The organism is Pseudoalteromonas sp. Isolate3 (assembly GCF_022398505.1).
Classification (GTDB): domain Bacteria; phylum Pseudomonadota; class Gammaproteobacteria; order Enterobacterales; family Alteromonadaceae; genus Pseudoalteromonas; species Pseudoalteromonas apostichopi.
The window spans coordinates 1-17,943 of sequence record NZ_JAKEVN010000090.1 but is presented as its reverse complement, the minus strand read 5'-3'; the positions used below and the strand labels follow the sequence as shown (position 1 = coordinate 17,943).

19 protein-coding genes and 1 tRNA gene are annotated in these 17,943 nt (G+C 40.4%); 6 read left to right on the top strand and 14 right to left on the bottom strand.

Annotation, left to right across the window (positions count from 1 at the left end):
- Positions 1–86: 86 nt before the first annotated feature.
- Both flgM and L1D46_RS15400 read left to right on the top strand, forming a co-directional pair.
- The gene (gene flgM, locus L1D46_RS15405; protein ID WP_054553314.1) at positions 87–407 is read left to right on the top strand and encodes a flagellar biosynthesis anti-sigma factor FlgM; all 321 of its coding nucleotides are present in this window, start codon (positions 87–89) and stop codon (positions 405–407) included.
- The gene (locus L1D46_RS15400; RefSeq protein ID WP_167657910.1) at positions 400–831 is read left to right on the top strand and encodes a flagellar protein FlgN; all 432 of its coding nucleotides are present in this window, start codon (positions 400–402) and stop codon (positions 829–831) included. Before flgM ends, L1D46_RS15400 begins: the two co-directional genes overlap by 8 nt.
- Positions 832–944: 113 nt before the next feature.
- Here the strand turns inward: L1D46_RS15400 and L1D46_RS15395 are convergent, their stop codons facing one another.
- Entirely contained in the window at positions 945–1,403 is a 459-nt protein-coding gene (locus L1D46_RS15395; RefSeq protein WP_130052116.1) for an LPP20 family lipoprotein, read from the bottom strand.
- Between the two features lie 109 nt (positions 1,404–1,512).
- On the opposite strand from L1D46_RS15395, the gene L1D46_RS15390 reads away from it, so the two are divergent.
- Positions 1,513–2,703 (top strand): flagellar assembly protein FlgT, encoded by a 1,191-nt coding sequence (locus L1D46_RS15390; protein WP_239977808.1) that lies wholly within the window; start codon positions 1,513–1,515, stop codon positions 2,701–2,703.
- On the opposite strand, the gene L1D46_RS15385 is transcribed toward L1D46_RS15390, so the two are convergent.
- Positions 2,686–3,585: a LysR substrate-binding domain-containing protein gene (locus tag L1D46_RS15385; protein WP_239977807.1), complete on the bottom strand. Its 900-nt coding sequence runs from the start codon at positions 3,583–3,585 to the stop codon at positions 2,686–2,688. The genes L1D46_RS15390 and L1D46_RS15385 overlap by 18 nt on opposite strands.
- A gap of 110 nt (positions 3,586–3,695) precedes the next feature.
- Here L1D46_RS15385 and L1D46_RS15380 point away from each other — a divergent pair, with 110 nt between their 5' ends.
- The 3 genes from L1D46_RS15380 to L1D46_RS15370 all read left to right on the top strand — a co-directional run bounded on the left by L1D46_RS15380 (position 3,696) and on the right by L1D46_RS15370 (position 7,342).
- Positions 3,696–4,424 (top strand): glutathione peroxidase, encoded by a 729-nt coding sequence (locus tag L1D46_RS15380; protein ID WP_130052119.1) that lies wholly within the window; start codon positions 3,696–3,698, stop codon positions 4,422–4,424.
- Positions 4,425–4,658: 234 nt separating this feature from the next.
- Positions 4,659–6,092, top strand: a complete 1,434-nt coding sequence (gene nhaD / locus L1D46_RS15375; protein ID WP_239977806.1) for a sodium:proton antiporter NhaD — start codon at positions 4,659–4,661, stop codon at positions 6,090–6,092.
- A gap of 185 nt (positions 6,093–6,277) precedes the next feature.
- Positions 6,278–7,342: a zinc-binding dehydrogenase gene (locus L1D46_RS15370; protein WP_239977805.1), complete on the top strand. Its 1,065-nt coding sequence runs from the start codon at positions 6,278–6,280 to the stop codon at positions 7,340–7,342.
- Between the two features lie 27 nt (positions 7,343–7,369).
- Here L1D46_RS15370 and L1D46_RS15365 read toward each other — a convergent pair.
- From L1D46_RS15365 to rppH, 12 genes are all read right to left on the bottom strand, one after another.
- Positions 7,370–7,444: transfer RNA gene (locus L1D46_RS15365), tRNA-Arg, on the bottom strand.
- Between the two features lie 182 nt (positions 7,445–7,626).
- Entirely contained in the window at positions 7,627–8,280 is a 654-nt protein-coding gene (locus L1D46_RS15360) for a FlgO family outer membrane protein (protein ID WP_130052122.1), read from the bottom strand.
- A 3-nt stretch (positions 8,281–8,283) separates the two neighbouring features.
- Positions 8,284–8,958, bottom strand: a complete 675-nt coding sequence (locus tag L1D46_RS15355) for a FlgO family outer membrane protein (protein ID WP_130052123.1) — start codon at positions 8,956–8,958, stop codon at positions 8,284–8,286.
- 14 nt (positions 8,959–8,972) lie between these two features.
- On the bottom strand, positions 8,973–9,566 hold the full coding sequence (locus tag L1D46_RS15350) for a FlgO family outer membrane protein (RefSeq protein ID WP_239977804.1): 594 nt from the start codon (positions 9,564–9,566) through the stop codon (positions 8,973–8,975).
- 223 nt (positions 9,567–9,789) lie between these two features.
- Positions 9,790–10,194 (bottom strand): SPOR domain-containing protein, encoded by a 405-nt coding sequence (locus tag L1D46_RS15345; RefSeq protein WP_239977803.1) that lies wholly within the window; start codon positions 10,192–10,194, stop codon positions 9,790–9,792.
- Positions 10,195–10,266: 72 nt separating this feature from the next.
- On the bottom strand, positions 10,267–10,830 hold the full coding sequence (locus tag L1D46_RS15340; RefSeq protein WP_239977802.1) for an SPOR domain-containing protein: 564 nt from the start codon (positions 10,828–10,830) through the stop codon (positions 10,267–10,269).
- Positions 10,831–11,175: 345 nt separating this feature from the next.
- Complete coding sequence (galU, locus tag L1D46_RS15335; protein ID WP_239977801.1) at positions 11,176–12,057, bottom strand: UTP--glucose-1-phosphate uridylyltransferase GalU; 882 nt, start codon at positions 12,055–12,057, stop codon at positions 11,176–11,178.
- A 26-nt stretch (positions 12,058–12,083) separates the two neighbouring features.
- On the bottom strand, positions 12,084–12,935 hold the full coding sequence (locus L1D46_RS15330) for a thymidylate synthase (protein WP_054562236.1): 852 nt from the start codon (positions 12,933–12,935) through the stop codon (positions 12,084–12,086).
- Between the two features lie 13 nt (positions 12,936–12,948).
- Positions 12,949–13,752 (bottom strand): prolipoprotein diacylglyceryl transferase, encoded by an 804-nt coding sequence (gene lgt, locus L1D46_RS15325; protein ID WP_130052128.1) that lies wholly within the window; start codon positions 13,750–13,752, stop codon positions 12,949–12,951.
- 14 nt (positions 13,753–13,766) lie between these two features.
- Complete coding sequence (locus tag L1D46_RS15320) at positions 13,767–14,576, bottom strand: sulfite exporter TauE/SafE family protein (protein ID WP_130052129.1); 810 nt, start codon at positions 14,574–14,576, stop codon at positions 13,767–13,769.
- A 209-nt stretch (positions 14,577–14,785) separates the two neighbouring features.
- Entirely contained in the window at positions 14,786–17,062 is a 2,277-nt protein-coding gene (gene ptsP / locus L1D46_RS15315) for a phosphoenolpyruvate--protein phosphotransferase (protein ID WP_130052130.1), read from the bottom strand.
- Between the two features lie 33 nt (positions 17,063–17,095).
- On the bottom strand, positions 17,096–17,614 hold the full coding sequence (gene rppH / locus L1D46_RS15310) for an RNA pyrophosphohydrolase (RefSeq protein WP_054554350.1): 519 nt from the start codon (positions 17,612–17,614) through the stop codon (positions 17,096–17,098).
- Positions 17,615–17,943 lie beyond the last annotated feature (329 nt).

Here is a 17,943-nt window from a genome sequence, read left to right as displayed (position 1 = left end):
ATATTTAATTTTTTATATTTATGCTAAAGTATCCGCTGTGCCCGCCGATATAAAGGCATATGTTGGGTAATGTATAGGTCAAAATTATGGTAAGCAATGTCAATAATGGTCAACAACAGCCTTCTGTGTTGACAAATACCAAGCAAAAGAAGCTTGATTTACAAAAAGATAATGCTAATGCAGCTGCTGCAAAGTCAGCCGCACCTAAAGCAAGTGCAGATTCTGTGAGCTTAACACCTCAAGCTAAACAGCTTAAGTCTTTGCAAGAAAAAGCTGAGCAATCATCTGGCTTTGACAGCAATAAAGTAGCTGAGCTGAAAAAAGCAATCAGCGAAGGTAAATACCAAATTGATGCTGAGAAGTTAGCAAAGAATATTGCTGCATTCGAGTTTGATGTCTATGGCTGATCATAATCATTTAATTGCCAGTAAACTAACACAACAAGTTTCGTGCTTAGAGTCTATTGCTGCGCTGTTAGATGATGAATTGACAGCCATTGCTGCAAAACGTGGCGATGGATTAAAGAGTATTGCCCAACAAAAAATCTCTCTGTTACAACAAATCCAAACAATTGATAAAGAAGTTCAAAAGCTTGTTGCGCACAATGATTCGCAAGATGACGAAGTGAGTTCACTTATCAAGCAAGTTAACACTTTACTATCAAGCTGCAAAAAGAAAAACGATGTTAATGCCCATGCAGCCCATCAAGCACAGCTGAGTGTTAAACAACTTAAGGATATTTTAATCGGTGCGCCATCATCGATGACCTACGACCAAGGCGGCAGTGTTATTCAAGGCGATAAGAAAATCGTTCACAACTTGAAAGCCTAAATACTATTTCATTAAAAAAGCGCGATAACTAAGTTATCGCGCTTTTTTTATGCTTGCAGAATTTGCTGGACTTATGCGGCAAGCCAATAGGTTACAACTAGACTAAGTTGCACCTAATAATATGTTACTTTTTTCACTTGGCGCGGTTTTACTTCGCCGATGTATAAATCGTGCACTCGTTTCATATCGAGCTGTAATTCAGTTGCGTAGGTGTCCCCTACTGCATAGGTTTTAATAACCTGTGCACCTTTGATCACACCTTGTACTTGGCTTTGTAATTGATCATTATGAGCAATGCTGTTTTGCACTGTAGTGCCTGCGGAAATTCTTTGCCCGTAAACTTGCTCAGCAAGCTCGCGGTAAGCTTCAAGCTTTGAGGCTTTAATCGCAAGCAGAGTACGCTGCGATTCATTACTGCCAGGCTGAGCACTTATTGGCGCATAACCCACAGCTTTTAGCACCGGGTAGCTATCTGGCTCAATGTAAGTGTATTCTACATGTTTATCAAAAATACTACTGCAGCCTGTTAATGCTGCGCAGGCAACTAGCCCACCTAATAGAAGTACTCGCATAATTTGCTTCCGCTTAAAACTCTTGTCTACAAATATGCACGTTTAATGCCACTGTGGTACAGTCCTTGCTCATTTAGGTTATTCAATAGTTTTAATGCTAGGTGTCAGCATGAACAATAAAACAATAGCCTGCTTAAAAAGCCTTGGCTTAGCTTTTACAATTTTGTTTTCTAACAATAGTTTAGCGCAATGGTTTGAATCTACAGGCCATGCAGTTGTAAAAAATGGCGATACTAGCCAAGCCAAATCTGCCGCCATTAAAGATGCCATTACTCAGGCGTTAGTGTTTTCTGGCGCTCGAGTAAGCTCTGTACAGACTCTAGTTGACGGGGTTTTGACGCAAGATCAGCTGAAAATAAGTAGCCACGGTGAAATCCAGAAAATAGAATTAATCAGCGAAGATCGTCATAACGACACCTATGCTATTACGCTTCGCTTAGACATCTTTGCTCAAGCAGAAGAGTGCCCTGCAAACCAATACACTAAATTTATTGCTGTTACACAAAGCCAACTTGCCAATCGCGAGCAAGCACGTATGGGCCAAATTTTTGACGTAAACAAAGCAATAAGCGAACACCTATATAATAGCTTAAGCAATACACAAATGGCAGCTAAGCCAACGGCTTATTACAACATGCCGCTAAGGGTAGATCACTTTTTCACTCAGCAATACGATTATAGTAATGCACTACTTGAGGAAATCACTAGCCGAAGTAACTCGCAATATGTGTTACTAAGTCGTATTCGTGATTTGTCGGTCAACCATAAAATTAATAACGACTATGCATTTTGGCAGGATGACAGTTTTAAGCGTGCATATAAAGTTGATTATGTGCTCTTTGATGGCACAACTTACGAAAAACTTTGGCAAAAAAGCTACCAAACTGAAGGCATTTGGCCGTATAAAAAGACTGAGATCATCGATGTTTATAGTGACCGATTTTGGGCAACCGACTATGGCCAAGCTATTAGTGATATAAACCAAACTCTAACCTATGACTTACAAGCAGCCATGGCCTGCTTGCCCACGCAAGGTAAAATACTGCATATCGAAAACGATAGGCTGATTATAAACCTTGGTAAGGCTCATGGTCTCGAGCAAGGGCAAGTTTTAAATATTGCACACCATAATTACCTAACGGATGCACAGGGTAATAAACTCCCGCATAAAATCACGACACTTAATCAGGTAAAAGTGACTCAGCTTTATCAGCAATCAGCGGTTGCCATGAGTATAGATAAGCAACCACTGCCTAACATTCAAATTAACGATATTGTTGAGTTAGCTGCTAGCGAGTAAATGAGCTTGTAGGCCTTCATGAGCATTTAGCCAGTTAGCTAATTGCTCAACACCTGCTATGTGCGGGTAGTGCTTACGAGTTGCAATGACAATTTGGCGTTGCTGGTTTGGTGTTATAGCTAAGTACTTCACTCCTTCACGTGGTGTACATGCAAGCTTAGGAACAAAGGTTACCCCATCATCCATTGCTACCAGCGCGAGTAAGGTTTCTATACTGTTACCTTTATATTGATTCGAGACTTCAACCCCAGCTGAAAAACAAAATTGCTCTGCTTGCTCCTTAAAGCAATGCCCTTCATTTAACATTAATAAATCACAATCCTGTAATTGAGCTAAAGCTACTTCAGTGTGTTCTGCTAATACGTGTTGCTCTGACACCGCGACCAAAAAATCTTCTTTATAAAGCGGTGAAACATGATAAGGCGCTAAATCGGCTACATCAGCAACAATTGCAATATCAATCTCTCCATTATCAAGGGCCAGCAGCGTTTGTGCTGTTTGCATTTCAGTAAATGAAAATTGGGTTTCACTGAAAGCTTGCTTCATTGATGTTAATAGCGTTGGCAGTAAATAAGGTGCGATGGTAGGAATAATCCCTACATTTATTTTACCTTTTAGTGGATCGTGTGAGCTGGCGGCAATTTCTTTGAGCACTTGCGTTTGCTCAAGAATAAATGTGATCTGTTTAAGTAATTGCTCACCTTGAGCGGTGATTGTGACCTGCTTAGTTGAACGGTCAAAAATAACAACACCCAATTCTTGTTCAAGCTTTTTAACTTGCCCGCTTAGCGTAGGTTGGCTGATATAGCAGGCATCTGCTGCTTTTCTAAAGTGCTTGTACTGTGCAACCGCTTTTACATATTCGAAGTCTTTTAAATTCATAACCGCACCTTTAATAGCTTTTATCTATCATATTAATACAAACAAACGATTGGAACTATCAAAAATTAAACCGCATAATAGCACTCAACAAATCAAGAGGAATCAAAACAATGTTAAACAATATCGAAGGCCAAAAAGTACCAAACGTTACATTCGCAACACGTGTAGACGAGCAGTGGAAATCCGTTACTACTGACGAAATCTTTAAAGATAAAACGGTTGTGCTATTTGCATTACCTGGCGCATTTACACCTACTTGTTCATCAACACATTTACCACGTTATAACGAGCTTGCTGCTGTATTTAAACAAAACGGTGTTGATGACATTGTCTGTATTTCTGTAAACGATACATTCGTGATGAATGCTTGGGCTCAAAACCAAGAAGCCCAAAATATTACCCTACTGCCAGACGGCAACGGTGAGTTTACTGACGGCATGGGTATGTTAGTTGATAAAAACGACTTAGGCTTTGGTAAGCGCAGCTGGCGTTATTCTATGCTTGTAAAAGACGGTGTTATCGAAAAAATGTTTATTGAACCGCAAAAGCCAGGCGACCCATTTGAAGTATCTGACGCTGATACCATGCTTGAATACATTAACCCTGCGCAAATAAAACCAGAGTCAGTGAGCATTATTACGAAACCTAATTGCCCATTCTGTACAAAAGCTAAAGCACTATTAGAAGCAAAGGGTTATGTGTACGAAGAAATTATATTAGGTCAACACGCATCATTAACCAGCTTAAAAGCTATTTCAGGTCGTGAGACAGTACCGCAAGTATTCATAGGCGGTGAGCACATTGGTGGCTCTGACGATTTAGAAAAACACTTTGCATAATTTTCAAGTTGGGGCTGCTGAATACAGCCCTTATATTATTTAAATACCTACAACCTATTGATTAAAAAACAAATTAACCAACTGGTCTGCTCTCGCCATCACCGATATTTATATTCAAAATACCAACATCTTAGTTACCAATTTATTACATAAAGCAAAGAATGAACCTAAAATGTCTGCAGCTACATTTACTTAAACCGTAACGAAATTAAGATGATTTAATTGGAATATACAATGAAAAAACTAATACAAGGACTGCTCCTTTCCTTGCTATGTTTCGGTGGCCAAGCTCATGCTGCGTCAACTGGTACGATCGATTTACTCACCCACCCTGTTGGCATTATATGCCTTGTTATTTTTATCTTTGCTTATGTGCTCGTCATACTCGAAGAAAAAATTCACTTACGCAAATCAAAACCCGTATTGGTTGCAGCCGGGATTATTTGGACACTTATTGCTTGGCAGTACAGTGCACAAAACTTATCCGATCTGAGCACTAACGCGTTTCGTCACGCCCTGTTAGAATTTTCAGAGTTAATGCTATTTTTGCTCGTTGCGATGACCTACATCAATGCACTAGAAGAGCGCCGTTTATTTGATGGCTTAAGAAGCTGGCTGGTTGCGAGGGGCTTTAGCTACAAGCAATTATTTTGGATAAGCGGTGTACTGGCATTTTGTATTTCACCGGTGGCCGATAACTTAACAACCGCACTACTTCTATGTGCCGTAGTAATGAAAGTTGCAGCAAATGATAACCGCTTTATCGCTATGTCATGCGTAAACATTGTAATTGCAGCTAATGCAGGGGGCGCCTTCAGCCCATTTGGTGACATCACGACACTCATGGTTTGGCAAGCCGATGTTGTTGCCTTTACCGAGTTCTTTGTTTTATTCCTACCTGCTTTAGTTAGTTATATTATTCCAGCATTTATTATGTCTTTATATATCAATAATCAACACCCTGATATCGTAGGCGAAGAGATTGAACTTAAACGTGGTGCGCTTCGCATATTGTGCTTATTCTTACTGACAATACTAACCGCCGTGGTATTAAAAACCGCCTTTGGTTTACCTCCAGTTGTAGGCATGATGATGGGCCTTGGCTATTTACAGTTTTTTGGCTACTTCTTACGCGTCACTCTACCCGGCTCCCTTGCCAGAAAACGCGCTATGGCAGAGCGCGAAGGTGATAAAGAGCGCTTATCTCGCTTAGGTAACGTTGTTCCTTTTGATGTATTTAGCCGTGTATCAAGAGCAGAATGGGACACGCTCTTGTTCTTCTATGGCATTGTAATTTGTGTTGGTGGCTTAGGGTTTATCGGCTACTTAGCGCTGCTTTCTGATTTACTTTATAACAATTGGTCTGCTACCGGTGCGAACATTATTCTTGGTTTAATGTCAGCGGTAGTCGATAACATTCCTGTGATGTTTGCGGTGTTACAAATGATGCCAGATATGTCGCATGGTCAATGGCTGCTTATCACCTTAACAGCAGGTATAGGTGGCAGCCTGTTATCAATTGGCTCTGCAGCTGGGGTTGCACTTATGGGTCAAGCAAGAGGGATTTACACCTTTAATAGCCACTTAAAATGGTCGCCAGTCATTTTACTCGGTTACTTTGCAGGCGTATTAACTCATTTATATCTCAATACTGCCTACTTCAGCTAAACCTCTGTAATGTTAAAGTTAAAACCCTACGTTTTTAGGGTTTTAACTTTAAACACTCCCCAATGAGCGGTTTATAAACAGCAATGTCGCAATAAGCGGTGTTTTTGTCGCAAAAAGTCAAGATTAAGGCAGGTACTTTACTTTAGTCTAATAATTCACAAATAAGGTGAATTGAGGACACACATATGAGCCAAATGAATTCTGTTGCCATGCAAAATGGCAAGTTGCATGTAAAACAAATTGATATTCCCACTCCTGGACCCGGCCAAGTACTCGTAAAAAGCCTAGCTTGCGGTATTTGCGGTTCAGATATTCATATTACACGCCACACCAGTGATGTATTCGATATCTATAAAAACCTTGGCATCATGGCAAAAGATGCTGGCGATGACCAAGAAGTGTTATTGGGCCATGAATATGCGGCAGAAATCGTCAGCTACGGCCCAAATACCAAAGGCGAACTTGCTAAAGGAACCCGTGTAACCTCAGTGCCAATCTTACTCTCTGCTGGCGGTGCTGGCGTAGGTGTAACTCCAGGGCTGTATGGTGCCTATTCTGAATACTTTATCGTTGATGAAGCTTTGTTGTTACCTATTCCTGATGCAGTTCCATCAGAAGCGGCAGCCATTACAGAACCACTTGCTGTTGGCCTGCATGCAGTGAACCGCGCACAAATGCATAATGATGATGTTGCAATCGTAGTTGGTTGTGGCCCAATTGGCCTTGCCGCGATTGCCGCATTAAAGTTACAAGGCGTAAAACACATCGTTGCCTCTGATCCGCAAGAAAGCAAAAAACAAATTGCCCTTGAATTTGGCGCTACTGAATATGTTAACCCTATGGCGGATGATGAAGTGGCTAAAGCCGCTGTGCTTGCAGGTAGCAACAAGGTAGTTATTTTTGAATGCGCCGGTGTCAGCCGCTTATTAAACGACTACATTTTACGTGCACCAGCAAAAGCAAAAATCATTGTAACAGGTCTACATACTGCACCACTTAACGTTAATTTTGCCTATGCAACTGTCAAAGAGTTAGACCTTATTTTCTCTTATTACTACCAACCAGAAGAATTTGCTCAATCACTCGAGAACATCGCTTCAGGTAAAATTGCATGGCAAAAAATGCGCACAGGAAAAGTCGGCATCGACGGCGTACAAGGTGCCTTTGATACCTTGTTTAAACCAAACGACCATATCAAAATCATCATTGAACCATGGCGCACAGGTGAGCTTAAAAAAGTAACGGGTTAATTAAGCTTAGGGGGTGCTGAGGTAACTTGGTAGCCCCTACAGGAATCGAACCTGTAACTGCCCCTTAGGAGGGGGCCGTTATATCCATTTAACTAAGAGGCCACTCAAAAGCTGAGGGATTGCTTGTAACTTGTAACTTGTAACTTGTAACTTGTAACTTGTAACTTGTAACTTGTAACTTGTAACTTGTAACTTGTAACTAAAATTATAACGGTCTAAGGCTTTGCTAATCAAGGAGAATAAACCAATCGACTCGAGAATAGCCGATTGGTGTAATGCAAGAGCTAATTAACGCTAGCTGTTGCAGATTGGATTGACTCATTTTTTAGCACAAAATACGGGATCACTTTTTGTGCGCTGGCAATAACAAGTTTTGAGTTTAAATTAATCACTCGAGCATTCACTTCAACGCCGTTAGGGCGATATATAAGCGTGCCTGTAAGTACATGGCTGGCAATGCGACGCTCGGCTAACTCTTCTATATCACGCGACATCACAAAATCACCACGTGAGGTCACACTAATTACATCCATCGCTTTAAAATCAACAACCCCAAAGCCAAATTTCTGCAGCTGGTGCAGCATTGTTTCCGATAGTTGATTACCAAGTTGAGAGCTGGTTTTTAAGCTTGCATCTAAATCGACAAAAGAAGTAATAGCAATTCCTAACTCACTTTCTTGTTGCATAGTATCAACTAACTCAAGCGCCATTTGCTCGACATAATTGACAACTGTTTTATGATGTTGATATGGCACAAATAGACGATGGTTAGCGTTATCCTGCTGCATGTCGTTTTGTTCAACTGCTTGCAGCATAGCAACGTAATCTAACTGACCATTTGCTGAAGCCTGTGCGTTTTTCGGCTCTGCTGATTGCTCTGGCAGCAATTGGCAGCCGGATAGCGCAAGCGTTAACGATGCTAAGATAAAACCTTTCATAGCTTACTCACTTGCTTGTTTTAGTGTAATACCATCACTACGGTTGGTGCTATCAAGGGCATCAACCACTGATTGCGGGATAAAACCCTGCGCTGACCCTACAACCGCTTTACTTGCTAAGCCAACAATACGGGCATTAACGAGCACACCACTTTGATGATTAACCAAGGTACCTGCCAATACATAATTAAAATTTTGATCTTGGCTTAGCTCTAAATAATCACGACTGAAAACATAGTCACCACTTGGCGTGACACGCATATAATCAGTAGTTTTAAAGTCAATGACAGGTACACCAAATGCGTGCAGTTCATGAATGAAACTTTCGGCAATTTGATTACCTAGCAAATTCGTTGAGTTGTAATCAGCATCAAGGTACACAAAACTTGAAACAGCAACCGGCGTGGTATCGCTAACATATTGCAAATTTTCAACTAAGTCTTGCATGATGCCACGCACATAATGATTAATATTTTTACGCGTTGGTGCAGCGGTAAAAGTGCTGTTGTTCATCACCGCCTTATTAGTTTGGAACACACTGTCGTTACTATGCGGCGCGGCGACTTCTCTTTGCGCAGTTAACTGAGGCTCATTATCATGCTGTGTTGCATCACCTGTTAACATCGAAGAGCAACCAAAGCCTAAAGGCAAACATAAAGTTAAAATTAAACGTTTCATTAAATGAGTTCCTCTTAATATTCGCTTCGATACAACTGGCCATCACGCTGCTGAACTTTTTCAGCTCCCCACATGACATTAATGGGGATCTCGGTGCTTGCTGCTGACACTATTCGCAGATCTTTGGTATTTACCAATCGGGCGTTAACTATGTAGGCATGTTGTTGCCGCGTCAGTGTGCCGGTAATAACAAAGTCAATATTCTGACGTTGACGTAAGGTATTTACATCACGACTAAGTACACTATCGGCCGATTGCTGCAAATTTAAAGTATTTTCTAACCGATACTCGATAGTATGAAAACCAAGCTGAGTAAATTGCGTTAATAAACTTTCTTGAATTTGCTGACTTAAGCCACTGCCCTGATCTTCTGCTAAATCAGTTCCTAAGCCATCAGCCATATAAAAACTGGTAACAGCAATACGAGCATTACCTTTATAAGGGCCTTGAATACGGCTCAGCTGACTGCTTAAATCAGCAACATATTGATGCACCGTATATGGTGCCATTGGCGATTTTGGGGTTTCTCTAGGGGGCGCACTTTGTGGCTCTTCAGTTAAGCTACAACCCACCAACACTAAAACAACTGAATAAAATAACAGGCGCATAATTGCCATCCTCACTAAACTTAGTAAGTACAAAGCAATAATTATGCCTAAGTATTATTATTTGCTAGATATAGCTAGATAATAGTGAAGCAAGAAACTCTGTGATTAAAGGTAGTAAGCCGCTTTGTAATGGATCTGTTTTAAGTTATTAATCGCTACTCAGACTGAGTATGTGAGGTTGTTAAAACAGGAATAGCAAAGTTAGTTGACGCAAAAGCAGTAGCTACAGCACCTGTCCAACAAAAGGAGCTATCACACAAGTCTGCCCTAGCTTTTTTACTATTTCACAAAATGCAGTAGCTTGAGTATAGTTTGTAAATGGACCAGCTCTTAGTCCATACACGGTTACGCCTTTGTGCTCACGCTTTTTAAAACGAAAATCCAGGCCATGCAAAACATCAGGGTAGTCTCGCTTTAGCTCTAATACACGGTGACTTACTTTTGTCGGTGTTAAATATAAACCTAATTGCACGCCCGGTTCTACTGCTTTGGTTGCTGCAATAGCTGCGCTTTGTGAATGCGTAAATGGTTGCTCAGGCTGGCTATGCTCTTGGCTCATCATACAGGCTGTTAAAACAGTTAAGCTGATGGCTATCAATAGGTATTTAGAAAAAATAGAAAAATGCATGATTACGTCGATTCTCAAAAACAGGCTTAAAACATAGCAATAAAAATGCCACCTTTAGAATGAACTTTAACCCTAAAAATATATTCGGTTGTCAGTGTAGTTACCAACCCAGCAATCAATTCCTTGCCGCTTAATAGCCTCACAATCGGCTTTGGCATTTTTCAAGTACTTATAACGGCCAAACTTAAGGCGATAATAAGTATGCTCATTTACTTTAGCAACTTCGATATTAAGTATCGGTTTTCCTTGGAAGATATTCGGCGCACGCTTAACCATTTTTTTAAATGAATAGGCAAGGCTTTGTTCTGATTCAACAGACATAAGCTGTAAAGCAAAACTGTAATTGTGCTCAGGAAACTCCGTTTTGTTTGATGGCTCAGAGACAGAGTTGAGATCGTTATCTTGAATCTGCTTAACATTTTCAACTGATTTATAGTTTATTGCTGCTTTATCTGGGCTCGTTTGAATTAGTACACTAAAAGTATCTGATTGCTTAAACGCTTTGTTAAAAAGGTAAGTAATATTAATATTTTTATTTTTAAGAATAGAAGGCAATGGGTTATTACTACAGCCAGCTACAGCTAGTAACACCATCAGGTATAAACTGTAACGCAAAGACTTTAAGTAACATTTCATAATCAGGATTCTTTAAAGTACCATTAAAATTAGCTTCTTATTAAAAGAAGAGCATATTGTTAGTACTTACCTGTACATCAACACTTAAAAGATAATTTGAGATATAAAACGTAACCACTAACGTATTAACGTTTCGACTATAACCTTTGTGTTAGTTATTTTTGGAAAACAGCCATAAACGAAACTATTCATTTACATTCAATAGTAACAATGCGTTAAGACAAAGGTATATCAGAAAAATCCTTTATTGGGTAATGATCGACAATTGTAAGGTTTATGTAAATAATAAAAAAGTGCCATATAGACACTTTTATGAAGTAATTTTTGACTAGAAATCTAAATTGCTTATTTTACCAGCGACTTTATGAAGTCTGTAAGCTCACCTTTGAATTCATCACGACGCAGTGCAAACTCAACAATCGCTTTTAAATAACCAATTTTACTGCCGCAGTCATGGCTTTTACCTTTCATTGAGTAGGCATCGACAGTTTCTTTTTCCATTAGCATAGCAATCGCATCTGTTAATTGGATTTCATCGCCTGCGCCTGCAGGAGTTTTTGCAAGTAATGGCCAAATATTTTTGCTCAATACATAACGGCCAACAACAGCAAGATTTGAAGGTGCTAGCTCAATCGGAGGCTTCTCAACCATGTTTAAAATTGCAGCACTTTCACCTTGCTGGATTTTTACATCACCTAAGTCCACTACACCAAATTTATCTACTTCATTTTGCGGAACAGGCTCCACCATAATTTGGCTCTCACCTGTGCTTTCAAAGCGCTGGATCATTTCGGCTAAGTTATCTTTTTTAAGGTCGCTGGCCACATCATCAATGATCACATCCGGTAAGATAACTACAAATGGTTCATTACCTATGATAGGTGCTGCGCAGTTGATAGCATGGCCAAGGCCTTTAGCTTCACCCTGACGAACTTGAATAATCGTTACATCTTTCGGGCAGATTGATTGTACTTCTGCAAGTAACTGACGCTTAACACGCTTTTCAAGCGTTGCTTCTAACTCAAAACTGGTATCAAAGTGGTTTTCTATTGAGTTTTTACTTGAATGCGTCACTAAAACAATTTCTTTAATTCCTGCAGAAATTGCTTCATTTACAACGTATTGAATCAGTGGTCGGTCAACAATAGGAAGCATTTCTTTAGGAATTGCTTTTGTCGCAGGTAACATACGCGTGCCAAGACCAGCAACTGGGATCACAGCTTTCATTGATTTCTCCTTAAATTTTATTGTTCTTACACTGAAAACGGATACTTAATTGCATCGTGACACTGATAACCTACTACTTCAAAATCGTCTTTTGTAACCCAGGTTTCAATGTCTTCAAGTGATTTAATGTTTGGGTTTATTTTTAATTCAGGTGACGCGAAAGGCTCACGCTTTAGCTGCACATCACGCATCAACTCAAGTTGGTTTTCGTAAATATGTGCATTGGCTATCTTATGATACGCCTTACCTGGTTTATGTCCGGTAATTTGTGCAACTAAAGCAAGTAGCACAAAACATTGTATCTGATTAAAGTTTAAACCTAGCGGCACATCGCAGCTGCGTTGGTATGAAGTTAAGTATAGAGTATCACCTAACAAAGAAAAGGTGTGCGTGTGCATACAAGGGCGTAAACAGCCTAGCTCAAACTCACCTGGGTTATAAAAAGTGACTATTTCACCGCGATCATCTATGCCTTTAGATAAGTTATCGATAACTTTTTTAAGTTGGTCTAGGTGACTACCGTCAGGGCGCTGCCAGCTGCGGCCTTGAACACCATAGACACGCCCCATATCATCTTCACCACGACGATGTGGGTTTTCAAGCCAAGCTTTGTTTTCGTTTGCGTTTGCATTCCAAGTCATACAGCCGATATCACGAAACTGTGCAGCACTATCGTAACCTCGTAAGTAACCAAGTAATTCAGCTATGGCGGCTTTGTAAAAGCTTTTGCGTGTTGTAATTAGCGGAAACTTGTTATTCGCTACATCATACTCAAGATCAGCGTTAATAACGGTTAAACATTTGGTACCTGTGCGTTTATTCTCAACCCACACACCTTCGTCAACTATGCGCTGACATAAATCTAAATACTGTTTCATTGATTAGCTCATGTTATGCTTTGCTTGCCACGCTGTGTTGCGGCTTTTTATAGGCCCATATTAACAAACCAAGACCACCAATTACCATCGGCAATGACAGTATTTGCCCCATTGAAATAACGCCTGCGAATAAACCTAAATGGGCATCTGGCTCTCGGAAATATTCAACAATAAATCTAAACACACCATAGCCAAGCAAGAACACCCCAGCAACACTTCCCGCTGGACGAGGCTTTTTAATAAACCATTGTAAAATTAAAAACAGCACCAGACCTTCTAAAAAGGCTTCGTACAGTTGAGATGGATGACGAGGCTCTGGCCCACCAGTAGGGAAGATAAACGCCCAAGGTACGTCAGTCACTCGGCCCCACAGCTCACCATTAATAAAGTTACCAATACGTCCTGCTAATAAACCGAGTGGCACTAATGGCACCACAAAGTCACCTACTTCAAATAATGACTTTTTACGTGTCCAAGCAAATATGGCGATTGCGGTAATCACACCTAAGGTACCGCCATGGAACGACATACCACCTTGGTCAATTCTGAATAAATACAGTGGGTTTTCAATAAAATAGCTGAACTGATAAAACAACACATAACCAATACGACCACCGAGTATCACACCGAGCATGCCGTAAAATAACAAGTCGCTTACTTGTTCTTTTGTCCAACCTGAGTTTGGTTTTTCAGCTTGACGATTAGCAAGCCACATTGCTAAAGCAAAACCAATTAAATACATCAAACCGTACCAACGTACGCTGAGCGGGCCTACCGAAAAAATAACCGGATCGATATCTGGAAATTGAAGAGCCATAAAATTAAAAACCTTTAACTAAACACCATTTTAAGCGCAATTATTACAAGTAATAGCGCGAATACTTTTTTTATTGTTGCCACTGGCAAGTAATGCGTGGCTTTGGCACCTATAGGCGCAATTAGCGACGAGGTAACCACAATCCCGACTAAAGCAGGTAAATACACAAATCCGGCAAATCCATCACTGAACGATGTTAATTGCCACCCAGCAGATACATAACCCACCGAGCCAAACAGCGCAATGACAATACCACATGCAGCAGCACAACCAATGGCCTTTTTAATATCAACAGAAAAATAATGCAGTAGCGGCACAATCAGCGCCCCACCACCAATACCTATTAGCCCTGACAACGCCCCCATTATGGCACATAAAAAGCCGAGAATAGGTCCTGAAGGAAGCGGCTTTTCACTGGCAGCTTTGGTGCGTGTTGATAACACCATTCTCAAGGCTATAAACACAACGCTCCCAGCAAAAACAAAGCGCAATAGTTGTTCAGGAATAAAGCTTGCTGCAAATCCGCTTATTAATGCACCCAGTCCAACCCCAGTCATGACCCAAGGAGCTATTTCCCACGGTACGTTAGCATTACGATGATGAGCAAGGGCTGAAGATGTCGAGGTAAAAATAATGGATGCTAACGATGTCGCTATCGCGATAACTAATACATGGCTTGGGTCTGCAACATCAAACGAAACCAGTAGCGCACTAAGTACCGGTACGATAATAAGACCGCCACCAATGCCTAATAAACCTGCTAAAAATCCAACCACACAGCCCAAAATTGCGCAGTACACCATTAAAAGTATTACGTCATGCATAGCACACTCATATATTCAATTTGTTATATACATATACTAAACTAATATATATACCCAAACCACCTCAAGATGCGAGTTTCAGTTGGAATTAAAAGCGATTTAGGCAAGGCATTGATTGCAAGTAATAGTGGTTCTATTGTTAAAATCAATAACGCAGTATAAATCGCTTTTAAACCAACCCTTTGGGCGTTTCACAGCACAATTTTCCCTCATGATTGACCTTGGCTTGGGGTGTAAAATAGCTCACCGAGCTGATGTTCAATCATAAAGTTACGCGTTAACCTAAGTACATGTTTTGCAGTGGGTTGTAATAAACACTCGGCAAGTAACTTTTCCATATCGCTAACATTTAAACGTCTAAGCACAAACTTAATTTTACTAATCGAAGAATAGTTCATACTCAAGCTTCGATAACCCATAGCAATAAGCAGTAATGCACCTTCTGGGTCGCCGCCTAACTCACCACATAAACTAAATGGCAGCTCATGCTGCTGACACTCTTGGGCAATTTTTAACAGCACCCGAAGTACACTTGGGTGATAAGGATTAAACAGCTCTGCAACACGCGCATTTGACCGGTCAACTGCAAGCATATACTGAGTTAAATCGTTACTACCTACAGAACAAAAATCGACTTTTTGCGACCACTCTTCAAGCATAAATACGCTCGAAGGAACTTCCAACATTACACCGATTTCTGGTCGTTCAATTGCCTGCTCAGGATATTGCTCACTTAGTTCAAAATAGGCTTGTTCGAGCAGTTTTAATGATTCATCCACTTCTTCTGAGCCACTGATCATCGGCAGCATAATTTTTAGATTACCTAAACCAATATTGGCTTTAAGCATCGCCTTGAGTTGATCTAAAAATAGCTCAGGGTGGTCTAAGGTCACGCGAATACCACGCCAACCTAAAAATGGATTTTCTTCGGTTATATTGAAGTAATCTAAAACTTTATCGCCACCAATATCGAGTGTACGCATCACCACTGGATTGGGGTGATAACTAGTAAGCACTTCACGATACCAATTTTCTTGTTCTGACTGTGAAGGAAACTGACCTTTTTGCATAAACCAAGCTTCAGTACGATAAAGTCCAACGCCATCACAGAAAGGTTTATTGTCATGCTCTATATTTAACTCAAGTCCAGCATTAACTAACAAGCTTATATGTTCGCCATCACATGTAACAGCATCTAAACTTTGCTCTGCAAAAAAGCGATCATTCAATAGCGTTTCTTGGTATTTAAGTTGGCTATATTCCTGATGTAACACTTGCGAAGGTGAAATATATAAACGCCCTGCATAAGCGTCTAGAATCATTGGTTTACCTTCAAATTGCAGTAAAGGTAAATCTTCTATACCCCATATTGCAGGGATCCCCATTGCACGCGTTAAAATTGATGCATGACTGTTTGCAGCTCCATTGACACTCACCACCCCAGCTAAATGACCTTTTGGCACTTCTGCGAGCATGGCTGGTGTTAGTGTACTGGCAATTAAAATAGTCTCTTTAGGATAAGGCTTTGCTGCATGCTCTGTATTGACTAAGTGATGCAAAACCCTCAACCCAATATCTTTAACATCAACTGCACGCTCTTTGATGTATGGGTCTTGCATAGCATTAAACTGTGAAATTAGTTTTTCGATGACTATTTTAAGTGCACTTTTAGCGCTCCAGCCCTGCTGAAGCTGCGCTTCTACATTTTGCCCTAAGCTTTTTGCATCCAGTAACTGTTGGTAAACATCAAACACAGCAAGGGCTTCTTGCGGTATCGAATCACTGAGGGTCATTGATAAAGTGCTAAACTCATTTCTAGTGGCAGCAACCGCTTGAGTAAATAACTTACGTTGAGTGGTGATGTCTTCATCTTTTTGCAACTCAATAGAAGTAAAGTCTAGCTTTGGAATTACTACAAAAGCTTCGCCGATTGCTATACCGGGAGCACCAGAAACACCTTTTAAAACAGAAGTTTGATGAGAAAACTCATCTACCCGTAACAGCTCTTTTATTTCTGCATGGGCTAACTGAGAGGCAAGCTGCGCCGATAAAGTAATTAAAAACGATTCTTCATCAGGGCTAAATACTCGCGCCAGCTTCTGCTGAACAACGATAACACCCAAAACCTTTTTCTGGTGCACCACTGGTACTGACAAAAACGCGTTGTAGCCTTCTTCATTAACTTCGGGTGAGAGTTTGAAACGAGGATGAGACTTTGCAAAAGCAATATTGATAGGCTCTTCGCGCTGCGCAACGAGACCTACAAGACCTTCAGTAAAACCTATACGAAATTTACCGACCGCATCAGGGTTTAAGCCTTGAGTTGCCATCAGTACAAAATTGTCTTGACTATAATCTGCAAAATAAATCGAGCAGCACTGTGTTTGCATGGCATCTTTTACCATTTGCACAAAACACGCTAGCGCACTAGTTAAGTCCGCCTGTTGCGACACTGCCTCAGCAATTGATCTGAGCGTGGCTAACATGATGCTGCTCCTTTAATTTAAATAAGGTTACCCTTATCGTTTATGTCGCCAATGATCTTTGTGTTGCTCTCGTTTATTAAACGGCATTGCAAACGGGGCAAACTCTTTCATTACTCTACGATATACATCGCGCTTAAACGAAACAACTTGCCTAACCGGATACCAATAACTCACCCATCGCCAATCATCAAATTCAGGGTGATGAGTTTTAAGTAAATTTACATCTTCATCTTTACAACGAAGTTTCAGTAAAAACCATTTTTGTTTTTGCCCAATACACACAGGACTTGAGTCTCTGCGAATTAAACGCTTGGGTAATTTATAGCGTAACCAATGTTTAGAACTTGCGACGATCTCAACGTCTTCAGGAAGCAAGCCCACTTCTTCGTGTAATTCTCTGTACATGGTTTGCTCTGCTGTTTCACCGTCATCAACACCACCTTGGGGAAATTGCCAAGAGTGTTGACCATAGCGACGAGCCCAAAATACTTGTCCCTGATTATTGCAAATTACAATTCCGACATTGGCACGAAAACCTTCGGCATCAATCACCTTAGTGCCTCATTTGTAAGTCGATTTTTATTGATTGTTCCACATAACCTGCGATACAGCAAACACTTTACACCTAAGCCTAAATTAGATTGAAAATTTATTTTTTAACAAACATGTTTAATCAAGGCGTTACGATGTAATTATTATAAAAATACCCTATTTGATTAAAATAACTATTTACAACCGCATTTTTATCACCTTACCCACAGCTTGTGCATAACTTTTGTAAACCATGCCTAAATTGCAAACAAATCCACAATCCACAGTTAAAATATCCACTTTCTCCACAGAAACTGTGGATAAACATGTTTATATATCTGTATTTATAC

Excerpts from the sequence above, each read along its gene's own strand:
- flgM (WP_054553314.1), top strand. The coding sequence starts at position 87 with ATGGTAAGCAATGTCAATAATGGTCAACAACAGCCTTCTGTGTTGACA.
- L1D46_RS15400 (WP_167657910.1), top strand. The coding sequence starts at position 400 with ATGGCTGATCATAATCATTTAATTGCCAGTAAACTAACACAACAAGTT.
- L1D46_RS15395 (WP_130052116.1), bottom strand. The coding sequence starts at position 1,403 with ATGCGAGTACTTCTATTAGGTGGGCTAGTTGCCTGCGCAGCATTAACA.
- L1D46_RS15390 (WP_239977808.1), top strand. The coding sequence starts at position 1,513 with ATGAACAATAAAACAATAGCCTGCTTAAAAAGCCTTGGCTTAGCTTTT.
- L1D46_RS15385 (WP_239977807.1), bottom strand. The coding sequence starts at position 3,585 with ATGAATTTAAAAGACTTCGAATATGTAAAAGCGGTTGCACAGTACAAG.
- L1D46_RS15380 (WP_130052119.1), top strand. The coding sequence starts at position 3,696 with ATGTTAAACAATATCGAAGGCCAAAAAGTACCAAACGTTACATTCGCA.
- nhaD (WP_239977806.1), top strand. The coding sequence starts at position 4,659 with ATGAAAAAACTAATACAAGGACTGCTCCTTTCCTTGCTATGTTTCGGT.
- L1D46_RS15370 (WP_239977805.1), top strand. The coding sequence starts at position 6,278 with ATGAGCCAAATGAATTCTGTTGCCATGCAAAATGGCAAGTTGCATGTA.
- L1D46_RS15360 (WP_130052122.1), bottom strand. The coding sequence starts at position 8,280 with ATGAAAGGTTTTATCTTAGCATCGTTAACGCTTGCGCTATCCGGCTGC.
- L1D46_RS15355 (WP_130052123.1), bottom strand. The coding sequence starts at position 8,958 with ATGAAACGTTTAATTTTAACTTTATGTTTGCCTTTAGGCTTTGGTTGC.
- L1D46_RS15350 (WP_239977804.1), bottom strand. The coding sequence starts at position 9,566 with ATGCGCCTGTTATTTTATTCAGTTGTTTTAGTGTTGGTGGGTTGTAGC.
- L1D46_RS15345 (WP_239977803.1), bottom strand. The coding sequence starts at position 10,194 with ATGCATTTTTCTATTTTTTCTAAATACCTATTGATAGCCATCAGCTTA.
- L1D46_RS15340 (WP_239977802.1), bottom strand. The coding sequence starts at position 10,830 with ATGAAATGTTACTTAAAGTCTTTGCGTTACAGTTTATACCTGATGGTG.
- galU (WP_239977801.1), bottom strand. The coding sequence starts at position 12,057 with ATGAAAGCTGTGATCCCAGTTGCTGGTCTTGGCACGCGTATGTTACCT.
- L1D46_RS15330 (WP_054562236.1), bottom strand. The coding sequence starts at position 12,935 with ATGAAACAGTATTTAGATTTATGTCAGCGCATAGTTGACGAAGGTGTG.
- lgt (WP_130052128.1), bottom strand. The coding sequence starts at position 13,752 with ATGGCTCTTCAATTTCCAGATATCGATCCGGTTATTTTTTCGGTAGGC.
- L1D46_RS15320 (WP_130052129.1), bottom strand. The coding sequence starts at position 14,576 with ATGCATGACGTAATACTTTTAATGGTGTACTGCGCAATTTTGGGCTGT.
- ptsP (WP_130052130.1), bottom strand. The coding sequence starts at position 17,062 with ATGTTAGCCACGCTCAGATCAATTGCTGAGGCAGTGTCGCAACAGGCG.